Source organism: Phenylobacterium sp., from assembly GCF_024508875.1.
Lineage (GTDB): Bacteria > Pseudomonadota > Alphaproteobacteria > Caulobacterales > Caulobacteraceae > Phenylobacterium.
In genome coordinates this window covers 1-19728 of record NZ_JANINU010000084.1, presented here as the reverse complement: position 1 = coordinate 19728, position 19728 = coordinate 1, and the positions used below count along the sequence as shown (strand labels likewise).

The window sequence follows — 19728 nt, the reverse complement described above, 5'->3', positions numbered from 1 at the left end:
GGTATCGTACCGCTTTTGTTCGGTATCGAGCGCCCGCGCTTTCCCAGAACCTCCGCCCTAATTCCCGAGCGTACCAGCGGCCCCCAAGGCCGTGCAGGCAACGCAAAGGGCTATCATGGCGAACGAAGTAGAGGCACCCCGCCTCGTCGCCCTCAAGACTGTGAGGGCGTGGACTAGCCTGTCCGAAATGTCGATCCGCCGGCTAATGGAGCGAGACCAGTTCCCGAAGCCGGTCAAGCTCTCATCGAACCGCGTCGCATGGCGTGAGCCGGAAGTCGCCGCCTGGATCAATTCGCGGGTGGAGGCGGCCTAGCGCATGACCTCCCGAAACGGCGAACGGGCCACCTCCCGAAAGGTGACCCGCTCTGAAATGCGCTTGGCGACGCCTTCAGAGAATAGCCGCAACCCCACGACTACGCAACAGGCCGATGGCCGCTCATTCGAGCGGGAAGCCCGCCGCCGCGCCGTTCTGGCGCTCGGGCTGGGTGGTGTCCTGTCCTTTCAACAAGTGGCCCTGTCGCGGTTCTACGCGACCCGCGCGGCGGCCCTGAACCTCGGGGGCGCTGTATGACCGGCCGCTATCCTGACTCCCCCGGCTGGAAGGGGACCGAGACCAGCAAAGAGGCCGCTGCGTTCGTGGCCCCTCATGCCGCGACCCTGGAGGCGCGGTGCGAAGCCTATATTCAGGCGCACGGCCCGGCGTCCCCCGAAGAGGTGTGCGCCGGCATCGCCGCGCCTGGCGAACGCCTGCTTTTGACAACGATCCGCGCTCGCGTCTGCGGCCTTCGGGCCAAGGGCCGCGTTGTGGAAAGCGGCGAGTACGGCAAGGGCGAAAGCGGCAAGGTCCGCGTGATCCGCTGGCGAGCTGCGACGGCGGATGAGCTGTCCCTATTCCTGGCGCGGAAGGCCGCTCGGGATGAGAAGGGGGAGGGCTCCGCCAATGGCTGACGCCCCCGAAAACTTCCCTGTTGGGTCCGTCGCGAAGGGCCGGGGAACCGAAGTCCGGTGCGCCCTGGCGGTGGTTCATAACTCCCGCGTCGTGGACGTCCGCACCTATGCGGCCTTCACGGATGACGGTGAGCTGCGGCCGACAAAGCGCGGTGTGTGCGTGCGCGTCGATCAGCTCCGCACCTTGCGTGACACGCTGACGAACGCCGTCCACATGGCGGAGGGCATGGGCTGGCTGGAGGCGGCGGAATGAGCGGCCCCAACGAAAGCGCCTTGTTCGTGAGTGCCCTTCGCGGCGCTCGCCTCCGCGTGCGTCCTGACGTGCGAGACGGCCTTGCGGTGGTCCGCATCGACTACATGGAACCGCTGACCTCGCACACTAGCAACCTGACGGTGGTCGGGAAGCCCGCGTTCCTCCGCGTCGAGGCCGTGGCCGATCTGTGCGCGGCGCTCTACCGCGCCAAGACCCTCACGGGCGCCCCTCCCGAGAATGGGGGCGCTCATGCAGACGGTTGAAACCGAACGCTCCGCCCCGGACCTTCGTGAAATCGTGAAGCGCCTTGGCGGAGAAATCCACCACGGCGGGCGCTCCGCGCTCGTTCCCGCGCCGGGCCATAGTCGATCCGACCGGGGGTTGTCTCTGACGCTGACGCGTGAGGGGCGCCTGATCTGGCACGCCTTCAACGCCGGCAATGACCGGGCGACCATGCGCGAGGTGTTCGCCTATCTCGGGCTTGACCAGCGCGGCGGGCGGCCGATGACCAAGGCAGAGGCGCAACGCGCCCGCGCCGACCTAGAGCGGAAGAGGGAGGCCGAACGCAAGGTCAAGCTCGCGTTCTGTCGCGACGTGTGGGGGCAGACCGTCCCCGCCGCCGGCTCCCCGGTGGAAGCCTACCTTCGCGGGCGTGGCCTGATCGGGGAAGTTCCCCCGGTCCTGCGGTTCCATCCGACCGCGCCGCTGGGCTACCCGGACCCCTCCCGGCCCGATCTGCCCCGCTACCCGGCGATGGTCGCCATTGTGACCGGCCCTGACGGCAAGACCGCCACGGGGCTTCACGTCACGGCCCTAAGCTCAGACGGGCGGGGAAAGGCCGCCATGCGCAACCCGCGGCGCATGTTCGGGGATCTAGCCGGCGGGGTGGTGCAACTCGCGCCACTCCCCGGAAAGGACGGCCCCCTGGCGGTCGGGGAGGGCATCGAGACATGCCTAGCCTACCGCGACCTCAAGGGCGTCGCGACGTGGGCCGCGCTCTCGACGTCTGGCTTGCGTCGCTTCTCTCCCCCGGCCGGCGTCGCCCGTCTGATCGTGGCGGCGGATAGCGACGACGCCCCGAAGCGCGAGGGCATGGCGTCAGCTCGCCACCTGGCGGAACGCGCCCGCCGCCGCTGCGCCGTCACCATCGACGCCGCTCCCGAAGGCCTCGATTGGGGCGATGTGCTGGAGGCCCGCCCATGACCGGAACGGTTCACAGCTTCGCGGAAACTTTCGAGCGCAAGTCCAAGTATCGGCTAGAGGATTTTGACACGCTCCAGCCGGGGACGCTGGCTTGGCGCGTGAAGGGTCTGTGGCCGGCGGTCGGGGTGTGCTTCGTCGGCGGCCCGTCGATGTCGGGGAAGTCCTTTTGGGTTCTCGACGCCCTGGCCAAGGTGTGTCGTGGGGAGGACGTGCTAGGGCGGAAGTCCATTCCGGCCGGGGTGGTCTATGTCGCGGCGGAGGGCGCCCACGGCGTCAGGAACCGCGTTGCAGGTCTACGCCAGCGTGTCGGCAAACTAGGCGGGCGCCTCAAGTTCGTCGCGCAACAGCCGGACTTGCTGGACCCTGACGACGTCGCCGACCTTCAAGCCTTCCTTGAGGCGACGCGTGACGAGCTGGAGGCCGCCGGCCACGGGCTTGGCGTGGTGGTGGTCGATACCCTGGCGGCGGCTGCGGCCGGGGCTGACGAAAACTCGTCGGCCGACATGGGGCCGGTTCTCCGATCGCTACAGGAAATGGCCGCGGAGCTGGGCTGTCTGGTCCTAGTGGTCGCCCATACCGGAAAGGACGAAACGCGAGGTCTTCGCGGCTGGTCCGGGCAGATCGGCAACGCTGACGGCATCGTCATGTTGACCGAGCCGGATGGGGAAACCCGGAGCGGGGTTGTCCTGAAGGTGAAGGACGGCCCGGCCGGGGATCGGTTCGCCTTCACCCTGGAGCGCGTCTGCATCGGGATCGATGACGACGGCGACGAAATCACGACGTGCGTTGTCCAGGCCTGCGACGTCCCCGACGCCCCCAAGTCCGGGGCGGGGCGCAAGCCGACGAAGGCGCAAGCTACGGCCGAATTGATCCTTCGGGCCTTCAATCGCGTGGTCGCCGACCGTCCCGTCACGGTCAACGCTCCGGGCGCAATGGGCGTCACCGGGACGCGGCTCGATGACGTTCGCAAGCTGTCCTATGAGATTGGCGTGGGTCCGCCCGACGCTGACCTTCCGCCCGACGCGGACACCGCAGAACGCCAACGCCTGACGCGCAAATGGCAGGACCAGCGCAAGGCCGACTTCACGCGCGGACTTCAACACCTCCTGGCCGCCAGAACCCTGCGCATGGAGCGGGGCTACGTCTGGGACTTCCACGCGAAAGCGAGGGCCGAATGAGCGCGTCTCGCACCGCTTGGGGGACAAGGGGACGGAATGGCACCGAATTAATTCCGTCCCCCAAACCCTCGGCCGCTTTGGGTAGCGATTTGGGGGACGGGACAGGACAACACCCTATAGGGTGTCCTGTCTGTCCCCCGTCCCCCGCGGCCTCGGCTCCCGAGAGCAACGACCCTCCAGGGGATGAAATCCTTCCTTCGCGCCTCTTGTCCCCCAATCCGGGGACAGGGGTACGGGACAAGCCCGCCGAGGGCGCTGGTCCTGTCCCCCTGGCGTCGAGGGAACGTGCGGGCGCCGTCGTGATCTTGTCCGCCGCGCAACGCCGGTTCCTGGCCTTCTATCAGAAGGCGGACCCCGGCCGCGTCCGGGCGCGCTGGCTTGGAGCTGAGGGGCGGAACCTCGGGCCGGTGGACGATCATACGAGGCCGCCGGCTGGAGCCGAGCGCGTCAGGGTCGGGGCGATCCTAACGGGCGGGATTGAGACGAGGGGAGCCGATAAGGCCTATCGCATCCTAGACCTGGCGGAATTGCCCGGCCTGGACGGGCTGTGGCGCGTCCCTCTGGTGGAGCTAAACGCGGACGGCCTGGAGTTGGTGAAGGGGGCGACGGAACCCGCCCTGACCGAAACCTTTCGGACGGCCGACCGCCAAGCGCCAGAAGCCTTCAAGGTCGACCCCGTCACGTCCGCCTGGCTCCAGCGTCAGGCGAAGGCGGAGGGGCGCCACAAGACCGCAATCATTCGGTCGGCGCTCGCGCTCTACCGCGCCACCTTCGGGGATCTGACCCTAGAGCCGTAGCGCCCGCTGCAACCGCGCCGGCCGGTGGCCGGTGACCGCAATCCGAACTGAGAGGTTACAGAATGACCGAGACCCGCAAGAGGCGTGAGCGAAAGCCGCCCCCGAAACCTCGCGACCCCACGGAAGTCGAACGCCTTGCCCTGGAGGCTGCCGCTAGCGAGCTTGCAAAGCGCCCGGCACGCGTGGCCGTCGATCAGACGGAAAAGCCGGGCGGAGTGCTGGCTATCGGGCCGGCCCACGCCGATCACAAAGGGTGGCAAGACCAGTTCGTCAACACCTTCGGCACCAGCTCGCATGACTTCGCAGACCAAGCGATGGTGCGCATCTCCAACGCGATAATTCCCTCGGGGGCGCAATACCCGCCCGAAAAGGCGACAAACTCCGCTCTTGCGATCATGGGCGCCATCGCCCCGAGTGACGAGCTGGAGGCGATCTTAGGCGAGCAAATCATCGCGGCGCACGTCGCGAGCCTGGATTTCCTGCATCGCGCAAGGCGGAACGCCGGGCAAAACTTCGAAGCGTCAGCGGCCTACGCCAACATGGCGGCGAAGATGACGCGCTCAATGACGGCGGCCGTCGAAGCTCTCGGAAAGCACCGCTCGGGCGGAAAACAACAGGTGGTGGTCAAGCATGTCTACGTCCAAGGTAACGCCTATGTCGGAGACGGCGGACAAGCCGCCTTCGGAGTGCAGCGGGGAGGGGGCGGGCCGACTTTCCTTGGTCAACCTGATGCACTTAGCCCCGCGCTGTGGAGCGAAAACGCGGGCGCATGTGCCCTGCCAAGCGCCAGCGATCCGAGGCAAGCGCCGATGCCGGATGCACGGCGGCAAGAGTCCGGGCGCGCCACGGGGGTCGAAGAACGGGAACTATCGACACGGCTTGTTCACGCTGGAGCTAGCCGAGGCCCGCAAGCGGCTCCGGGCGATAAGGGCGATGATCGATGATCGCAGCTAGCCGAGACGCCTCGCGCCGGACCCTGAATTTGCAGGCGGAAAACAGGCCGTGCGGGCGCGCAATCCGGCCGGCGGCCATTCTGTATTACGGCGGCTGTATGGACGGTAGCGGAGCGACGGGCCCTAACTCAGGCTAACGCGCAACACCCTCGCGGTCGGGAGTATCCCGCCTTGTCTGCCGTCATGCCGCCTAGAGTGCCTGCCCGAGATGCCAGCTCGCGCCGCGTCGCCAACGCCTGCGAAAGGTATTGGCGAGGGGAGGGGGTGCGCCCTGAGGAATTGGCGGAGATAGCGAAGGCCCGCGCCCCGGCCGCCATTCGCGCGACCTCAGACGCGGCGTTGGGGGCGGTGGCGGTGAAGTCTCCCGCGATCCTGGCGACGATAGACGCCCTGGCGACCGAGTTGCAGCGGCTCGGCCTTCGTGAGCTGGACGCGTGGGAGCTGCTGACGAGCTATTGCCGGCGCGGACACGCGGTCACCCTAGCCGAAATCGCATAGCCTCGCGCCACGCTCGGGACGCGCTGGGGCAGGCTTGGGGAGCTGTACGCTAGCCCGGAACCGCAAAGGCTGCTCCAGGGGCTTCGCTCGAGCTGCGGGCGTATTACGGCCCTCGCGTGTGAGGTAGTGCGGGTTCGGTGCAAGGTGGCCTCTCGCTAGCGTCGCGATGACGGAAGCAATCTGGAGGCAGAGATGCACCTATTCACGCCCCGACCGGGGGGCTTGGCCGCCGTGTCGGCTACCACCACCACGGGCCGTGTGAGGCTCGCGGCCCAGCCTTCCGCAAGCTCGTTCCAAGTCCGCGTCTACAACGAAGGCTCAACGGTCGCATTTGTCGAGTTTGGGGGATCTGACGTCGATGCGACCACGACGGGCTCTCTCCCCGTCCCGCCCGGCATCCCCTGCGGCTTCACGGTCCCCAACCCGCAACGCGACGGTGACCGCTATATGGCCGCTATCATGGCCTCGGGCACCGGCCGCATTAGCGTGTCGGTGGGGGACGGGATTTAGGGCCGCTCGTATTACGCCGGGCGCATGTCTCGCGAGCGCCAGGTGTGAGACCAACGGCCCATGGAAAGAGCCGCACGCCCGCCCACGGTCGAGTTTTGTCAGCCCCTAAAGGGTGACGCGCCGGCCTGCGCTCCCCTGGAGTTGGTCGAGGGCGTCACCTTTACCGATCATGTCGAGATGGACGGCAAGCGGTTTCGCGACTGCCATTTCAAGGGCGCTGTTCTGCATATCTCGGGGGCCGCCCCCTTCGTGCTGGAGAACACGGCGATTTCCTCCCCGGAGCTTCACTTCTCGGGAGGCGCTGCAAGCGTGTTGACCCTCCTGCGGAGCCTCGCCGCGTCATCCGGCGAACACTTGGCGGGCGTGAAAGCCCTTCTGCAAATGAGCGGGGCGTAGAACATGGGCGGCAAAAGTTCGGCGATCTGGAGTGCGTCCAAAATCGTTGCGGTGACCAAGGCCAGCACGCCGCTTCCCGGCGGGACCTGTCGCGGCCTGTTGGTCGGCACGGCGGGAACGGCCAACGTGACCGACGCAGACGGCAACGCCAGCGATAGTGTGCCGCTCCAGGCCGGATACAACCCGCTACAGCTCACGCATGTTCGGACGGGCGGCACGGCGACCGACATTTGGGCGCTCTACTAGCCGCCGTCTCCTGACGGTCGTGGCGGCGGGCGGCGAACCACGTATTACGGCAGCCGCCATCCCCGCCCGCCCTTGACGTGAGAGGCAAGGGGGTATGAGCGCCCCCATCGCCACCCGTGCCTTGACCTTAGCGTCACTTAGCAGCCGTGAGGCCGTCTAATGCCTATGGGACTCGGCATAGGCCTTTCGCTCTCGCTCTCTAACGGGCCGCCCGCAGTGGCGACGCCTGCGCCGGTTCTGCAGAACGTCGCCATGCTGTACGGCGCTAAGACGCCGAACGCTTCCGGGACGGGGCAGGTTGACCTAGCGGCGGTGTTCCGCGCGGCCGGCTCCACGATCCCGAGCGGAACGCAGGAATGGGAGGTGTCGCTCGTCACCGGGACGGGAACACACTTCCGCTACAACAGTGGCACAAACCCGCTGACGGCGACCGGCTACACCGGGACTGGCAACACCGGCCGCACCCCCTATCGCAGCACCGCGGCGACCGATCCAAAGTATGAATGGGACTACCGTGTCCGGGTGGACGGCGGCGCGTGGTCGAACTGGGGCCGCCTGACCTACAACATGGTCAGCAGCGGGGTTTCCATCGGGAACAACTACAGCGGCGACAACTACGCTGGCGCGATCCTGGGGACCGCCGACGCGGCGCAGGCGTACACGAACGGCGTTCGCGTCCTCTACCTGATGACGGGGCTTTCGCGCCCCGACTTCCGCATGGGCGCCGGCTTCAACTTCTCGTCCGGGACCGGCTGGTCCACGTCCGACCGACTGAAGGTGATGTGGGCGAACAATCAGCTTCCGCCCACGCTTTCGGCGATCAGCTTTGGCGGCGGCAGCTCCGGGATTTGGGTTGACCTCGAATATGACGGCGTGACCGTCACGGGCGGCCGACTGGTCGGCTACAATGCGAACGTGTCCGGCAAGGTGCAGATCGCTGGAGACGACAACCGGGTTACGCGCATCAACGCTCTGATGACCGAGGCGGAGTTCACAACCGAGTTCATCAACTATGCGCAGGCTGCAGTCTATCTCTCGGGCAACCGGAACGAAATCGGCGTGGAGGGCGACTACTCGCAAGCCAACTACGCATCCCACGTCAGCAACGCGTTCTACGTCTCTGGTGGAACCGGAAACAAGGTTTGCAACAACGTCCTTGCGTACTTCCACGCCCGAGGCATCGCGCGAGAAATAAACACCAGCGGGACGATTGTCCGTTACAATCTGGTAGGCCCGGCCTGGCGGACGCGCTCGCCGACCGTGGATAAGGACATTCACCTAGACTCGATTTGGTCGCCCGACAACTCGGGCGGAGTCGTTGAGCAAAGCCCGACCATTGAGAACAACCTGATTTGGAACCTGACGGACGATACCGCGAATATCAGTAGCTGCCGCCTGATCGTGCTCGGCGCGACGGGCGCCAGCCTCGACATTGCGACCCCGACCGTTCGCGGCAACATCGTGATCGCGCCCTATACCTACGGCATCGAGCTTGGCCGCTGGTCGGGTTCGTGCAGGTTCACGCACAACACCCTAATCACGGCGATCAAGGGTGACTACAGCGTCGATATCAACAACATCATCCCGCTTGGCTCGGGCCAGCCTGACTATGGCAACGCGTCGATGCGCATCGTGTGCAAGCCGCTGACGCTCGTCGCGGCGGCGACGATGACGAGCGACAAGAACTATCTGTGGTCGCAGCGGGAGTATGGCGACGGAACCGGCGGCTATGCCAACGTCCTAGGCGTCACGACAGGGACAGACATTGCGAACAACCGCAGCAACTCGCCGACCGGCTTCCCTGGTGGCCTGAACCCACGCACGACACTTGAGGCCTCGGCCGGCTCAATCTGGACCATGCCGACCAAGGCGGCCGACATTACGGCCATGCTCAATTACGTGTGGGGCGTGCTGTATCGGACGGACGGCTACGGCGCGGTCAACTCCACCGGAACCGGATGGGCGACGCTGCCCTAGACGACTGCCCAGCCTACCGGGGGAAGGTGGGCAGAAGCCGGCCGCCTAGCCAAAGCGCCGGGCGGCCGGCAACCTTGCAGGCTTGCGTAGCTCCTCAATGGGGCGAGTGCCGGCTAGAACTTCCGAGCACCTGGCGTCTCCACGAATTTCTCGCACGCGCCGGAGAAGGTGACCCCTGCAAACTCTAGAGTGATCTCGCCGCTTTGCCGGTTGATCACCATGGACTTGCTTTGGCCGAGGAGCCCCTTCGTGCGCCCGACGATGAGGCCTTCAGTGACCTCCACTGCGCTCATGCTGTACCAGCCGCCGTTCTTCCCGCCCGGGAAAGTCGGCGGAAGCCTGAAAGATCCGCCGGTCTCGGTGAAGCGCACCAGAACGCGGCCAGATCCGCTGCGAGTGTGCTTCGTCTCGGTGTCGTCGTCGAATTTGCCGAGGGTGCCGTGGTCGTCGGTTACCTTCTCAGTCCATACTGCCGAGCCGTTGCAGGCGAGGTTCAGGTTCCGGACGTCGGGAGGCAGCAAGGGCTGTTCCGCAGCACGAGCCGGTGCAGCCGACGCCACCACAAGAAGGAGACTCATCAAGGGCTTCATAGCCATAGCCTTATGTACTTTGCATAGCGTCTGCTAGCTTGGCTGTATGGGGCCAACACTTCTGTTCGGTGTCGGGATGAGCGCCGTCTGGGGGTTCCTCCGGTATCGCTGGCCTGCGATCCCGAGGCCGTTGGCGGACGCGGGGCTTTCGATGGGGTTTGCCGCGATGACCCTCTCATTCATTCCCGGCGTGCGATGGTCAGTCATCTCGCTTGCCGTGGTCGGCGTTGGTTGCCTCGTCGGCGCGGCGTCGCTGCACCTTCATGGGAAGCCACAAGAACCGGAGGGAAAGTCAGCAACCGCTCATGCACGTTCCTCGTCGGTCACCCCGTCGCCTGCGCGCGCTGATGCTCCGATCCCGGATCGCGTAACGCCTTTCAGCAGGCGCTCCAACGCTGAGGTCTCCAACCGGCTCCGAGAGGTTGCAAATGGGCTTCGCAAGTTCGAGAGCGATCACCACGCGGAAGCAAAGAAACTAGCAGGCACTCCGGGGGCGAAGCCGGAAGAAATCCGCGCCCAGCTAGCGAACCTGGACCATGACGACACCATGAGGTTCCGAGACCTGTATCTGTACGACGCCCGCGACCTCGTTGATGAAGCATCGAAGCGGCTCCGGCGTCCGTTGCCTGCCGACCAATCTCCGAACCCGCTCTCTGCCCACGGTGCGCAAGCCTTTAGCGCGGGGCAGATGTACGGCAGCGGCCTAAGCGATCTCGCCGCGTATTTGGACGCGCTCGCTGCCGACCTTCGGAAGTGAACTAGTCCGGCTCGCGCTCAGGCGGCGCGGGCCGTTCCTTTGGCGCGATCTTCCTCACCGCCTCTTCGAACCGCGCTTCGTCTTCGTCGCACTCCAACTCGTGTCGCCACCCTTCAGTTCGCTCACGCCGCTCCCCCACAGTCACGCCCGTTGTAGAATGTCGCTTTTCGGGGAGATGCACCACGACCCACGGGGGCTTGGTTTTCGTTCGGCGATCACCCGGCCTCGTCGCCAACTATCGAAAGACCGCTCGCCGCCCATCTCCTACGTTCGGAAGGTCTGGACCTTGCCGTCAGCCTACGCCGCCACCGGCTCCGGCGGATCGGCCACTAGCGCGCCGCCCGGCGGCCCCATTAGCAGCGGCCGATAGTCGGCCGAGGTATCCAGCCAGGTCTGGGCGCCGTCGCGGTCCAGGAACACCGGCTGGCGGTTGTGGAAGGCGAACATGTCGTCGCCCTCGGCCGTCGCCTGCATCACCATCGTGTAGCTGAGGGTTTCCTCGCCTTCCCACTTGTGGCGGCTCCAGAGGCCGGCCAGGAACAGCGTTCCGCCGCCGGCGCGGGTGATGAGGTGCTTGGTCTTCGAGCCCTTCGGGCCGGTCCATTCGCAGATCGCCGTGACAGGGATGATCGCCCGGCGCGACTTCACGGCGTCGCGGAAGCTGGCCTTCTCATGCATGTCCTCGGAGCGGGCGTTGTTCGTCGCCGACTTCCACGCCTTGGGCTCGCCCTTATGGAAGAACGGCACGAGGCCCCAACGCCCGACGACAGGCTCCAGCGCGCCGCCCGGGTCGGCCAGGTCCATCGGCCGAGCGAACATGCCCTGATAGCCGGGATAGACCGTCTTCGCCCAAGGGGTGTTCGACAGCTCGCCGGCAGGCGTCGCCAGGTGCAGGCCAAGAAAGCGCTGGAACTCTTCGACCAAGTCGATGAGGTTCGGGTCCAGGGTGTAGAGGTTGCACATGGACGCACCGTGGGGCGCAATGCGACCGTCCGTCGAGTCAAATCCAGGCGCGGGGACGGACCGTCTGGTCTGAAGGCCATGACGACACGTTGAGCTGGACTTGAGGGGGATCCATGGGGGGAAGGCGGAGTAAGAGGCGTCGGCGAGCGGCCCCTCGCCGCGCGACGCAGCCGCCCACGGACGTCGCGCCGCTGCCAAGGGTTGCCCGTTGGCGGCGCTATTGGAAGCTGGGCGCTGGCGGTGCGACCGCGATCGGAACCGTCGCCGCCGTGGTCCAGGTCGTCAGCCCGCCGTTCGAAGGTCCGAAGATCACGCCGAGCGGAGCCCAGGTTCTCAGGCCAGACGACGTTGGCTTCACCGTGACAAACCAGTCGAAGTGGCTTCCGATCACCCTCCGTCGACATGAGTGCCTGATTATCAAGGGGGAGGGCGAGCGCGGCTTCGTGGTCGCGGATCTGTCGCTTAACGAGGTCGATGTCCCTGGGCGGCCAATCATCATCCGGCCGGACACATCCATCCAGATTCGCTGCCCCGGCGGCGCGCTTACGACTGAGTTCAAGTTGCGGGCGATCCGGGTCCGCTTCACCCTCGTCTACGACATGCTGTTTCTACGCAGGCGGACAGTATCGGAAACCTATTCGTGGTCGTCCGCGTCCGGCGCTTGGAGCACTGGGCCAAGCGTCAACTAACAGTCAGGTGATTTGCCTATCGCCGTGGCGAGGGGAGCGGCTTCGGGCCGGTGCGTCGAGACCGCCGCCAGACCTCTGCCTCCCGCTCGTTCATCGGCCACCAGAGGAGCGTCCGTCCTTTCCATTCCCCGAGGATCTGCCCGGTGGAGCGGCTTTCAAGGCCAGGCGCGCACGCCCCGACGCGATAGGGCACGTCGAGGTCCGCGAGCGCGGCCGGCTGATCTAGCCCTTCGCAACTCTCGGCCATGAGCTGGATCCGCTTCACGTCGCGTTTGGTGAAGCCAAAGGACTTGAGGAACTGGCGCCGCACCTCGTCGGCGAGCAGCCCTGACAGGAGCGGGCGATATGGCGTCGACGGTCCCGGCGAAGCCATGTAGTGCGCCGGCCCGCCGCAGCTCGGACACTCCGGGCGCCGGTCCCAGAGCATGAAGTCCTCGCCGTGCTTCTCGATCAGTTCCGGCACGCGCAGATGGGCCCAGCGTCGGCAGTCGGGTGTCGAGGTGCAGGCCAGGGCGACGCGTGTCCCATGGGTGCGCATCTGGCCGAGCGTTCCCTGCCACGCCATCGGCCGCTGATTGGTCGTTCGCGCCCCCATGGCTCACGCCTCGCGCGGATCGCTGGGAAAGGGGACGACTTCGGAAGGCGGCCTGCGAAGGAGGGCAAAGAGCCTGGAGCCCGGCCCAAGGCGTCCAAGGAAGGGCGCTGCTCGAACCCTCGGCGGCACATTGTCATTGGCTGCGCGCATGTCGAACAAACAGCGAACATTGATGAGTGAGTCAAGCGCCCAGGGTAGGTCTACGCCCTTCTGCAAACCGTGCCGCGCGCTAATCTCTGGCCGTCCAGGAGGCTTCATGAAGGTGCGCGAGCTGATCGAGAGGCTGTCCCGCCTCGACCCCGATCTGACGGTGGTCATGCCTCTCGAAGATAGCGGCGTCTATTGCCCGATCCAGCGCGTCGGCGTCGATACAGCGGTGGTCATCGACGGCGAAATGTCGGTCAGCTACCCCCATGAGGAGGGCGCGTTCGAGGTTGTTCGCCTCTTTGATGCCGACTTGGATGGCGTGAGGAGCGTTCGCCCTTAGGAGCGCGAGGTAGCGGCGTCTCCTGCGTCCTCCCCCTTCACGCCTGGCGCCACATCGTCCGCTAGCCAAGGGGCTTCCGGGTCCTGACGCCGGGACCTTCCCCGTTCTCGGGGATGAACACCGCGCCAGCCGCCTCCAAGGCCTTGATGATCTTTTCAACCGTCGCCGCATTGGCGGAGACCGGACCTTTGATGCCTTCCAAGCGCTTGATGGTCTCTAGTGAGACCCCAGCCGCCTCCGCAACGTCGCGTTGCTCGATGCGAAGTAGGGCGCGGGCCGCCCGAAGCTGTTCCCCGGTAGGGATCATGAAAATTACCCTCTAGATGCAAAAACATACGCGCCAGGTGTTGACGTTAACCAAATGGGCTGTATCTTACCCCTCAAGGGTAATTCATAGCACCTAGAGACGCAATGACTACGGACCGACGCACCTTCCTAGCCGAGCTGATGCGGAAGGCGCACTTCATCTACCGAAACCGGGAAATGCCCGGTTGCCGCGTTGTGAACTTCGGCGACGCGCTCCGGGCCGCTTGGTCATGGTTCAAGCGCGCGACGCGCCCGCCCGTCGTGGTCACCCGAACGATCGAACTACGCTCGATGATCGGCAGCCCGATCCGTCGCAGCCTGACCGGCCCCTATGCCAGCGACCGCGCACGCTCGGCAGGCTACGTCACTTCCATGATGGGGCGTTGAGATGAGCGAGGCCTTTACCCTGGCCGCCCCGGAGCATCGCGCGATGAGCCTGCTTCTCAATGTCTTGGTTCATGGGGAAAAGCCGAAACGCACGCGCGCGCAGCTCGCGAGGGCCGGCGAAATTCTCGCGCTTATCAAAGGACGCGAGTATCCCGATAACGTGGTTCCGCTTCGTCCGGTCGCGGCGGATCTCGCGGCGCAACAGGAAGCCGCCGCCGAGGCGTTGCGGGTCGTGCGGGCGTGTCTCGCCGAAATGAAAAGAGGGAAGCGCAATGAGCGGCAATCGACGCTCCGACCTGCCGCCAGTCTGGGACGACCTCATGCGCCGCGTCACCCTCTCGCACCTCCACGACGCCAACGAAGCCCGCCGGGCCGTGGAGGAGGCCATGCGGGCCCGACTAGATGCGTATGAACTGGCCGCCATAGGGCAGGGGACTGCGACGCGACCCGCGCCGCTCTCACTCTACTTCCGCGCTTCGCCGTCAGGTCCATTCGTCATCGTGCAAGCCGGAGGAATCTGCCAAAGAAGCGGCTAGCTCACCTTGTGGAGCAACGTTGGTTTTCCACATCAGCGGCGCGATACTCCACAGGTTTTCCGCGGCAGGCCACTCGTGCGCTCCTGGGCCTGGAGTCAGGGTTGCGCGCCTAGGGAGACGCAGATGCAGCTCACCCGGTCCATGCGTGCTAGCCTGAATGGCACCGCCGCCCTTCGCGCGAAGATGCTGCGCACGGGCAAGACGCCGGCCGGGAAGTGGCTTTGGAGCGAAGAGGAGATCAATCTCCTGCGAGCGCTCCATCCCGACTATCGCGCTCTTGAAGGCGCGTTACCCCGTCGGACACTCAAGGCGATGCAGCAGAAGGCGGCAAAGCTAGGGATCGCGCGCAGAGTCATCGTCTGGCGGGGCAACGAGGTCGCCCGCCTGCGTCGCCCTTACGTGAACGGCGCCCCGGTGCCCGACATTGGGGCCGCGCTATCTGGCAAGACCGCGCCGCAAGTTTACGCCAAGGCGGCCCGTAAGCAGTATCGCCGTCCAAGGCGTCGACCAAAGCGCGTAGAGTGGCCGCTCGTCGATAGCGTCCGACAGCGCGCTTTCGAGATGAACATTCCGCTCTGCGAATTGGACCGCGAGACGGGAGGCGGGCGCTATTTCTCCAGACCGACGCGACTTGACCTTGATCGCATTGAACTAGCGCTCCCGATCCTGGGAGGGGCGTTTAAGCTCCGCTGGTCGGCGTGAGGCGCAACCCCAGAACGTGGTGGCGCAAGCCTCGCACTCCCAGGTCTGGAGCCTGGCCGCGCTGGTCAACTGACGAGCTAGAGGTGGTGCGGAAGCATTACCCTGACTACGAAACTATCGTCCGACTTCTGCCCAACCGGACAAGGAAAGCAATCCTACGTCGCGCCGATCTCCTCGGCATCACGCTGAACCGCAGCACATGGCGTGCGCGCGAGGTCAGTCGCCTCATCCAGCTCCGCCAGCAAGGTCTCACGGTGACGCAATTGCTGGAACTGTTCCCCGGCCGAACACGAGGACAGTTGGAGGACCAACTCCGGGAAAACCAAGTCTTCCTGACTAGGCGACCTATGCCGGTTGCAGATCCACTTCGACACGCAATCCGGCAACGCGCCTTCGAACGTGGCGTGGCGGTAGCCGAGGTCGGCCGCCGCGCGGGAGCCAAGACCCACTTTTGCGCCACTAAGGAATTGGCGGCAGATATTCAGGCCGTCGCCAAAGCCGCAGAGTTTCTCGGCGGCGAGCTTTGCATCGAATGGGAGCCGTTGCTCTAGGGCGCGCAGAAGTCTGATCGCGCCCGTCACTAGGGGCTCGGAGATCATTGACTCCAGCGAGATATGGGGCGCCGTTAGAGGCGCAACCATCTGAGGGAGGCGGATTTGCGGAAAGCCATGGTGATCGCGGCGGTGGCTGTCAGCATGAGCGCAAGCGGCGCCAGCGCAGACGTCGTGGACTTCGAGGATCTGCCGGCCGACGCCAGCGTGTCCGCGTTTGTCGATGGAGGCCTGGGGTTCTCGAACAATTTTGGGACGCCGTTGATCGCAGAGAGCGGCGGGAACCACTTCCTAGTGTCGAGCCACAGCTACGTTGAGCCTGGCACCTTTTGTTGTCAGTGGTCGCCCTCCACGCTGGACATTCGCGCGGCCAATGAGGCGTCCGTGGGCGCAACTTTCTACGCCATGATTATCGCTATCGGTAACCCAACGGACACGCGCACCTTCAAACTTACCAGCGAATGGCAGACGGTGGATATCTCGACTGCGTTTCCGATCTACTCTGTGGCCTTCTTCACGGACACCTACAACACCCCCAATGGCGCCGCCTTCATGCTCGACAACCTAGCCTACACGGCAGAGACGTCGGGGCTCGTGCCTGAGCCCTCGACGTGGGCCCTCATGTTGGTCGGTTTCGGTGGGATCGGAGCCGGGCTGCGCCGGCGCCGGACTGCGGCAGGCTAAACCCGGAGAAGCGTCAGCTCGAAAAGGCGCGTCCTACTGGATCGCCAGGTCGTAGAGCTTTCCGTCCACGCTGGAGCGGCAGACCCCGATGCCAGTTGCCGACATCTCATTGTAGGTGAACTGGCAAGCGAGTGACGCGCCCCCGGCTTCGGTGAGATACGCTCGTCCGTTTCCATTCGCGCTGAGGCCAACGAAGCTGCCGGACGCTACCGTCCCGCCTGAGAACGCGGTGCCGATGCCAACGCCGCCGCCGGTCGATTGTAGCGTCCAATCTCCGACGTAGTGCTTTCCAGCTAGATCTACAGTCATCTTGCCCGAATAGCCCATGCTCGTCGGGGCAGATCCGCGCCCAACGGGGCCCACCCCGTCCTGAGGCGTCAATAGCAATCCGTGGCTGCATCCGGCCACCAGAAGCCCCACCAATGCGACCGCCTTCCGCTTCATCGCGGCCTCCTACTCGCCACACATGCAAGAGGGGCTGAGACTGCCATCGCAGCACTTCTGCTTCGGCCCGGCACAACCGCAAACGCCCCCGTGGTGAGAGCAGCAACCACGGCGATCCCCGGCGCCCGCGCCGCATCGAGCGGGAGAAGACGCACCAATAGTTAGTGCCGCGAGGCAAAGCAGGCCAATCCTGAGCGCAGTTGACATCTACAGCCTCCGAACCGAACAAGCTCAACCGTTAGACAAGTTTTCATGGCCCGCAAGCGGGAGGCGCAGATGAGGACGTGGCGGTGGCTCCTTTTGGTGGCTTGCATTTGCGCGCCAGCGTTTGGGTCGGCAGCTCGTGCCGAGCCCCCAACCTGGCTGAGTGACAGGGACTTGGCGGGCTGGGACCTTAAGGGCTGGAACGACACGAGCGCCTACTTAACTCGGTCTGCCATTCAGCCGACGAGCGGTTACCGCCGCATCTGGGTTAGGCACGAGAACGCAGCGCCCGAAGACTGGGGAGTGTTCGGAGACAATGGCCGGCCATTGCATGTCGCCAGCTTGATCTCTCTCGTCGAGGTCGATTGCGCCCAGGCGCGTTCTAGGAGGCTCCAGGTGATCTATTATTCGGACGCTTCCCTTATGGGGCAAAGCACGACGCGAGTGACGGCGGACGGAAGATGGTCATACGCCGCTCCAGGAACGTTCGGTGAGGGTGAGGTCCAAGAAGCGTGTCGAAATGTCTCGCCTCGCGCGCCTGCCAAGAAGTAGGTGGCGCGGGGTTGGCATGGGCGGCCCAATCTGCCATCCCGACCAAGCGATTTCACGCAGTTTGCGACCTATCTGTGACCTGAATGGCACAGCGAGCTCAATGGCGTGGAGCGTGGTCGGTCTTAAGTGCTTCTAATGTAGAGGCAATTCGACTAACGGACAGGTGGCCGAGTGGTTTAAGGCAGCGGTCTTGAAAACCGCCGTGGGTTCGCGCCCACCGTGGGTTCGAATCCCACCCTGTCCGCCATCTGTCCGCGGCGTGGGCAATCTCCGGTTAACCCTGTCGCAAGCTTCCCCGCCGACGATTCCGGATGAGTCGGAGGCGGATATGACGGAATTCCTGAAGGTCGGGCGCGTCGCCCGGATCGCGCTGATCCTGGCGGCAGGCGCCTCGGTCACCGCTTGCGTGACGCCCCGCTACCCGAGCCGCGCGGACGGCCTGGGCAAGGCGCCGCCTGCGGGCCAGGGCGAGTATAAGGTCGGCAAGCCCTATCAAGTCGGGGGCATTTGGTATGTGCCCCGCGAGCAGCCGAACTACGACGAGCGCGGGATCGCCTCGTGGTACGGCGACCAGTTCCACCAGAAGGCGACGGCCAACGGGGAGACGTTCGACATGAACGCCGTCACCGCCGCCCATACGACACTGCCGCTGCCGTCGATGGTCGAGGTGACCAATCTCGACAACGGCAAGAAGCTGGTGGTTCGCGTGAACGACCGCGGGCCGTTCGTGGACAACCGCATCATCGACCTCTCGCGCGAGGCGGCGCGCCAGCTCGGCTACGACCGCGCGGGCCTGGCCAATGTCCGCGTGCGCTATGTGGGGCCGGCGCCGCTGCTCGGTCCCGGGGATGGCCTGCGCTACGCCCAGGCCAAGCCGCTGTCGACCCGGTTGCCGCCGGCCCTCGCGCCGTTGGCGGCGGGCGGCGCGGCGGCGACCTCGTCGTCGGACGACGCCATGACCTTCGCTGCCGGATCGCCCCCGCCGCGCGCCATGAGCGCCGTGGCCCGCCCGGCCGACGACGTCACCGTCTCGTCGCTGCCGCCGATCACCGGCTCGGCGATCTCGAACGCGCCCATCGCCGGGCAGGGACCCGTGATGGTCGCTTCCGCGCCGGTTGCGTCCCTGGCGGGCCTGCGGATCCAGGCCGGCGCCTTCTCCAGCCAGGCCAACGCCCAGCGCGCGGTCGCCCAGCTCTCGTCGGCGGGCACGGCGTCGATCGAGCCGCTGCAGCGGGACGGCCTGACCCTCTACCGCGTGGTGCTGCCCGCGCCGCAGGACGAGGCCGCGGCCTACGCCCTGCGCGATCGGGTGGCCGAGATCGGCTTCGCCGAGGCCCGCGTGGTGCGCAGCTTCTAGACATCCGCGGCGAACGCGCCAATTTGGCCGCGTGGCACGCGGTCGGTTCATCACGTTCGAAGGCGGCGAGGGCGCCGGGAAATCCACCCAGGTGCAGCGCCTCGCCGCGCGCCTCAGGGGGCAAGGCCGGGAGGTCGTGACGACCCGCGAGCCTGGCGGCTCACCGGGCGCCGAGAGCATTCGCGACATCGTCCTGCGCGGCGACGCCGACCGCTGGAGTCCGACGACCGAAACGCTGCTGATGTATGCGGCCCGGCGCGACCACGTCGAACGGGTGATCCGCCCGGCGCTGGAGCGTGGCGCCTGGGTGGTGTGCGATCGCTTCGCCGACTCCACGCGGGCCTACCAGGGCGCGGCCGGGGGCGTGGATCCGCGGTTCATCACCGCGCTGGAGACCTACATCCTCGAAGAGACGCGGCCGGACCTGACCCTCGTCTTCGACCTGCCCGCCGAGGTCGGCCTGGAACGGGCCCATGCCCGCGCGGGGGCGGAGATGCGGTTCGAGTCCAAGGGCATGGCCTTCCACGAGCGCCTGCGCGCCGGTTTCCAGGCTATCGCCGCCGGCGAACCCGAGCGCTGCGCCGTGATCGACGCGACGGCGACCATGGATGGCGTCGAGGCCGCCGTCTGGGCCGCGGTCCAGGCCAGGCTGGCGGTCCATGGCTGACCTCGAAGTCCCGCATCCCCGCGACGTCCACCAGCTCCAGGGCCAGGAGGCGGCGGAGGAAGCGTTCGAGGCGGCCCGCGCCCGCGGGCGCCTGCACCATGCCTGGCTGCTGACCGGCCCCGAGGGCGTCGGCAAGGCCACCTTCGCCTATCGCGCCGCCCGCCGGCTGCTGGGCGCCGCGCCCGACAGCTACAACGGCGTGCTGGGCGCCGACGTGGAGCATCCCGTCAGCCGCCAGGTGAGCGCGCGTAGCCATCCCGACCTGATGGTGCTGGAGCGCGAAGGGCCGGACGGCAAG

29 protein-coding genes and 1 tRNA gene are annotated in these 19728 nt (G+C 66.0%); 23 read left to right on the top strand and 7 right to left on the bottom strand.

Annotated elements, in window-relative coordinates; translation table 11 throughout:
- The first annotated feature begins 115 nt into the window (after nt 1-115).
- From Q0L11_RS24670 to Q0L11_RS07750, 12 genes are all read left to right on the top strand, one after another.
- Nucleotides 116-313 (top strand): helix-turn-helix transcriptional regulator, encoded by a 198-nt coding sequence (locus tag Q0L11_RS24670; RefSeq protein ID WP_367183373.1) that lies wholly within the window; start codon nt 116-118, stop codon nt 311-313.
- Nucleotides 314-567: 254 nt separating this feature from the next.
- Nucleotides 568-948 (top strand): hypothetical protein, encoded by a 381-nt coding sequence (locus tag Q0L11_RS07800; protein WP_296596482.1) that lies wholly within the window; start codon nt 568-570, stop codon nt 946-948.
- Nucleotides 941-1201, top strand: a complete 261-nt coding sequence (locus tag Q0L11_RS07795; RefSeq protein ID WP_296596481.1) for a transcriptional coactivator p15/PC4 family protein — start codon at nt 941-943, stop codon at nt 1199-1201. Before Q0L11_RS07800 ends, Q0L11_RS07795 begins: the two co-directional genes overlap by 8 nt.
- 68 nt (nt 1202-1269) lie before the next feature.
- Nucleotides 1270-1464 carry a hypothetical protein gene (locus tag Q0L11_RS07790; protein ID WP_296596480.1) on the top strand — a complete coding sequence of 65 codons (195 nt, stop codon included), beginning with the start codon at nt 1270-1272 and terminating at the stop codon, nt 1462-1464.
- A complete protein-coding gene (locus tag Q0L11_RS07785; protein WP_296596477.1) occupies nt 1451-2404 on the top strand; it encodes a toprim domain-containing protein in 954 nt (317 codons plus the stop codon). The genes Q0L11_RS07790 and Q0L11_RS07785 overlap by 14 nt, the downstream gene beginning before the upstream one ends.
- Nucleotides 2401-3582 carry an AAA family ATPase gene (locus Q0L11_RS07780; protein ID WP_296596475.1) on the top strand — a complete coding sequence of 394 codons (1182 nt, stop codon included), beginning with the start codon at nt 2401-2403 and terminating at the stop codon, nt 3580-3582. The genes Q0L11_RS07785 and Q0L11_RS07780 overlap by 4 nt, the downstream gene beginning before the upstream one ends.
- 299 nt (nt 3583-3881) lie before the next feature.
- A complete protein-coding gene (locus Q0L11_RS07775) occupies nt 3882-4379 on the top strand; it encodes a hypothetical protein (protein WP_296596474.1) in 498 nt (165 codons plus the stop codon).
- 630 nt (nt 4380-5009) lie between these two features.
- Entirely contained in the window at nt 5010-5333 is a 324-nt protein-coding gene (locus Q0L11_RS24665) for an HGGxSTG domain-containing protein (RefSeq protein WP_367183372.1), read from the top strand.
- A 353-nt stretch (nt 5334-5686) separates the two neighbouring features.
- A complete protein-coding gene (locus tag Q0L11_RS07765) occupies nt 5687-5830 on the top strand; it encodes a hypothetical protein (RefSeq protein ID WP_296596472.1) in 144 nt (47 codons plus the stop codon).
- Between the two features lie 570 nt (nt 5831-6400).
- Nucleotides 6401-6736 carry a hypothetical protein gene (locus Q0L11_RS07760; protein WP_296596470.1) on the top strand — a complete coding sequence of 112 codons (336 nt, stop codon included), beginning with the start codon at nt 6401-6403 and terminating at the stop codon, nt 6734-6736.
- Between the two features lie 3 nt (nt 6737-6739).
- The gene (locus tag Q0L11_RS07755) at nt 6740-6982 is read left to right on the top strand and encodes a hypothetical protein (protein ID WP_296596469.1); all 243 of its coding nucleotides are present in this window, start codon (nt 6740-6742) and stop codon (nt 6980-6982) included.
- 252 nt (nt 6983-7234) lie between these two features.
- Nucleotides 7235-8959, top strand: a complete 1725-nt coding sequence (locus Q0L11_RS07750) for a hypothetical protein (RefSeq protein WP_296596468.1) — start codon at nt 7235-7237, stop codon at nt 8957-8959.
- A gap of 113 nt (nt 8960-9072) precedes the next feature.
- On the opposite strand, the gene Q0L11_RS07745 is transcribed toward Q0L11_RS07750, so the two are convergent.
- A complete protein-coding gene (locus tag Q0L11_RS07745) occupies nt 9073-9537 on the bottom strand; it encodes a hypothetical protein (protein ID WP_296596467.1) in 465 nt (154 codons plus the stop codon).
- Nucleotides 9538-9625: 88 nt separating this feature from the next.
- On the opposite strand from Q0L11_RS07745, the gene Q0L11_RS07740 reads away from it, so the two are divergent.
- Nucleotides 9626-10306: a hypothetical protein gene (locus Q0L11_RS07740; protein ID WP_296596466.1), complete on the top strand. Its 681-nt coding sequence runs from the start codon at nt 9626-9628 to the stop codon at nt 10304-10306.
- A gap of 297 nt (nt 10307-10603) precedes the next feature.
- On the opposite strand, the gene Q0L11_RS07735 is transcribed toward Q0L11_RS07740, so the two are convergent.
- Entirely contained in the window at nt 10604-11269 is a 666-nt protein-coding gene (locus tag Q0L11_RS07735; protein WP_296596465.1) for an SOS response-associated peptidase, read from the bottom strand.
- Nucleotides 11270-11538: 269 nt separating this feature from the next.
- Here Q0L11_RS07735 and Q0L11_RS07730 point away from each other — a divergent pair, with 269 nt between their 5' ends.
- On the top strand, nt 11539-11958 hold the full coding sequence (locus tag Q0L11_RS07730) for a hypothetical protein (protein WP_296596464.1): 420 nt from the start codon (nt 11539-11541) through the stop codon (nt 11956-11958).
- Between the two features lie 16 nt (nt 11959-11974).
- Here the strand turns inward: Q0L11_RS07730 and Q0L11_RS07725 are convergent, their stop codons facing one another.
- Entirely contained in the window at nt 11975-12523 is a 549-nt protein-coding gene (locus tag Q0L11_RS07725) for a hypothetical protein (protein ID WP_296596462.1), read from the bottom strand.
- A gap of 286 nt (nt 12524-12809) precedes the next feature.
- Here Q0L11_RS07725 and Q0L11_RS07720 point away from each other — a divergent pair, with 286 nt between their 5' ends.
- Nucleotides 12810-13040, top strand: coding sequence for a hypothetical protein (locus Q0L11_RS07720; RefSeq protein WP_296596461.1), 231 nt, complete (start codon nt 12810-12812; stop codon nt 13038-13040).
- Nucleotides 13041-13101: 61 nt separating this feature from the next.
- On the opposite strand, the gene Q0L11_RS07715 is transcribed toward Q0L11_RS07720, so the two are convergent.
- Nucleotides 13102-13347, bottom strand: a complete 246-nt coding sequence (locus tag Q0L11_RS07715; RefSeq protein WP_296596460.1) for a helix-turn-helix domain-containing protein — start codon at nt 13345-13347, stop codon at nt 13102-13104.
- 140 nt (nt 13348-13487) lie between these two features.
- On the opposite strand from Q0L11_RS07715, the gene Q0L11_RS07710 reads away from it, so the two are divergent.
- Nucleotides 13488-13733, top strand: a complete 246-nt coding sequence (locus Q0L11_RS07710; RefSeq protein WP_296596459.1) for a hypothetical protein — start codon at nt 13488-13490, stop codon at nt 13731-13733.
- On the opposite strand, the gene Q0L11_RS07705 is transcribed toward Q0L11_RS07710, so the two are convergent.
- Nucleotides 13711-14016, bottom strand: a complete 306-nt coding sequence (locus Q0L11_RS07705; RefSeq protein ID WP_296596458.1) for a hypothetical protein — start codon at nt 14014-14016, stop codon at nt 13711-13713. The genes Q0L11_RS07710 and Q0L11_RS07705 overlap by 23 nt on opposite strands.
- Nucleotides 14017-14392: 376 nt before the next feature.
- Here Q0L11_RS07705 and Q0L11_RS07700 point away from each other — a divergent pair, with 376 nt between their 5' ends.
- A complete protein-coding gene (locus Q0L11_RS07700) occupies nt 14393-14971 on the top strand; it encodes a hypothetical protein (RefSeq protein ID WP_296596457.1) in 579 nt (192 codons plus the stop codon).
- A 155-nt stretch (nt 14972-15126) separates the two neighbouring features.
- On the opposite strand, the gene Q0L11_RS07695 is transcribed toward Q0L11_RS07700, so the two are convergent.
- Nucleotides 15127-15570 carry a hypothetical protein gene (locus tag Q0L11_RS07695; RefSeq protein ID WP_296596456.1) on the bottom strand — a complete coding sequence of 148 codons (444 nt, stop codon included), beginning with the start codon at nt 15568-15570 and terminating at the stop codon, nt 15127-15129.
- A 57-nt stretch (nt 15571-15627) separates the two neighbouring features.
- Between Q0L11_RS07695 and Q0L11_RS07690 the strand changes: the two genes are divergently transcribed.
- Entirely contained in the window at nt 15628-16206 is a 579-nt protein-coding gene (locus Q0L11_RS07690; protein WP_296596455.1) for a PEPxxWA-CTERM sorting domain-containing protein, read from the top strand.
- Nucleotides 16207-16239: 33 nt separating this feature from the next.
- On the opposite strand, the gene Q0L11_RS07685 is transcribed toward Q0L11_RS07690, so the two are convergent.
- On the bottom strand, nt 16240-16650 hold the full coding sequence (locus Q0L11_RS07685) for a hypothetical protein (RefSeq protein WP_296596454.1): 411 nt from the start codon (nt 16648-16650) through the stop codon (nt 16240-16242).
- Between the two features lie 252 nt (nt 16651-16902).
- On the opposite strand from Q0L11_RS07685, the gene Q0L11_RS24660 reads away from it, so the two are divergent.
- The 5 genes from Q0L11_RS24660 to Q0L11_RS07665 all read left to right on the top strand — a co-directional run.
- Complete coding sequence (locus tag Q0L11_RS24660; protein ID WP_367183370.1) at nt 16903-17406, top strand: surface-adhesin E family protein; 504 nt, start codon at nt 16903-16905, stop codon at nt 17404-17406.
- Nucleotides 17407-17563: 157 nt separating this feature from the next.
- Nucleotides 17564-17653: transfer RNA gene (locus Q0L11_RS07680), tRNA-Ser, on the top strand.
- A gap of 81 nt (nt 17654-17734) precedes the next feature.
- A complete protein-coding gene (locus Q0L11_RS07675; protein WP_296596453.1) occupies nt 17735-18763 on the top strand; it encodes a septal ring lytic transglycosylase RlpA family protein in 1029 nt (342 codons plus the stop codon).
- A gap of 31 nt (nt 18764-18794) precedes the next feature.
- Nucleotides 18795-19430, top strand: coding sequence for a dTMP kinase (gene tmk / locus Q0L11_RS07670; RefSeq protein ID WP_296596451.1), 636 nt, complete (start codon nt 18795-18797; stop codon nt 19428-19430).
- A partial coding sequence (locus Q0L11_RS07665) for an ATP-binding protein (protein ID WP_296596450.1) occupies nt 19423-19728 on the top strand: 306 nt, incomplete at its 3' end. The genes tmk and Q0L11_RS07665, both read left to right, overlap by 8 nt.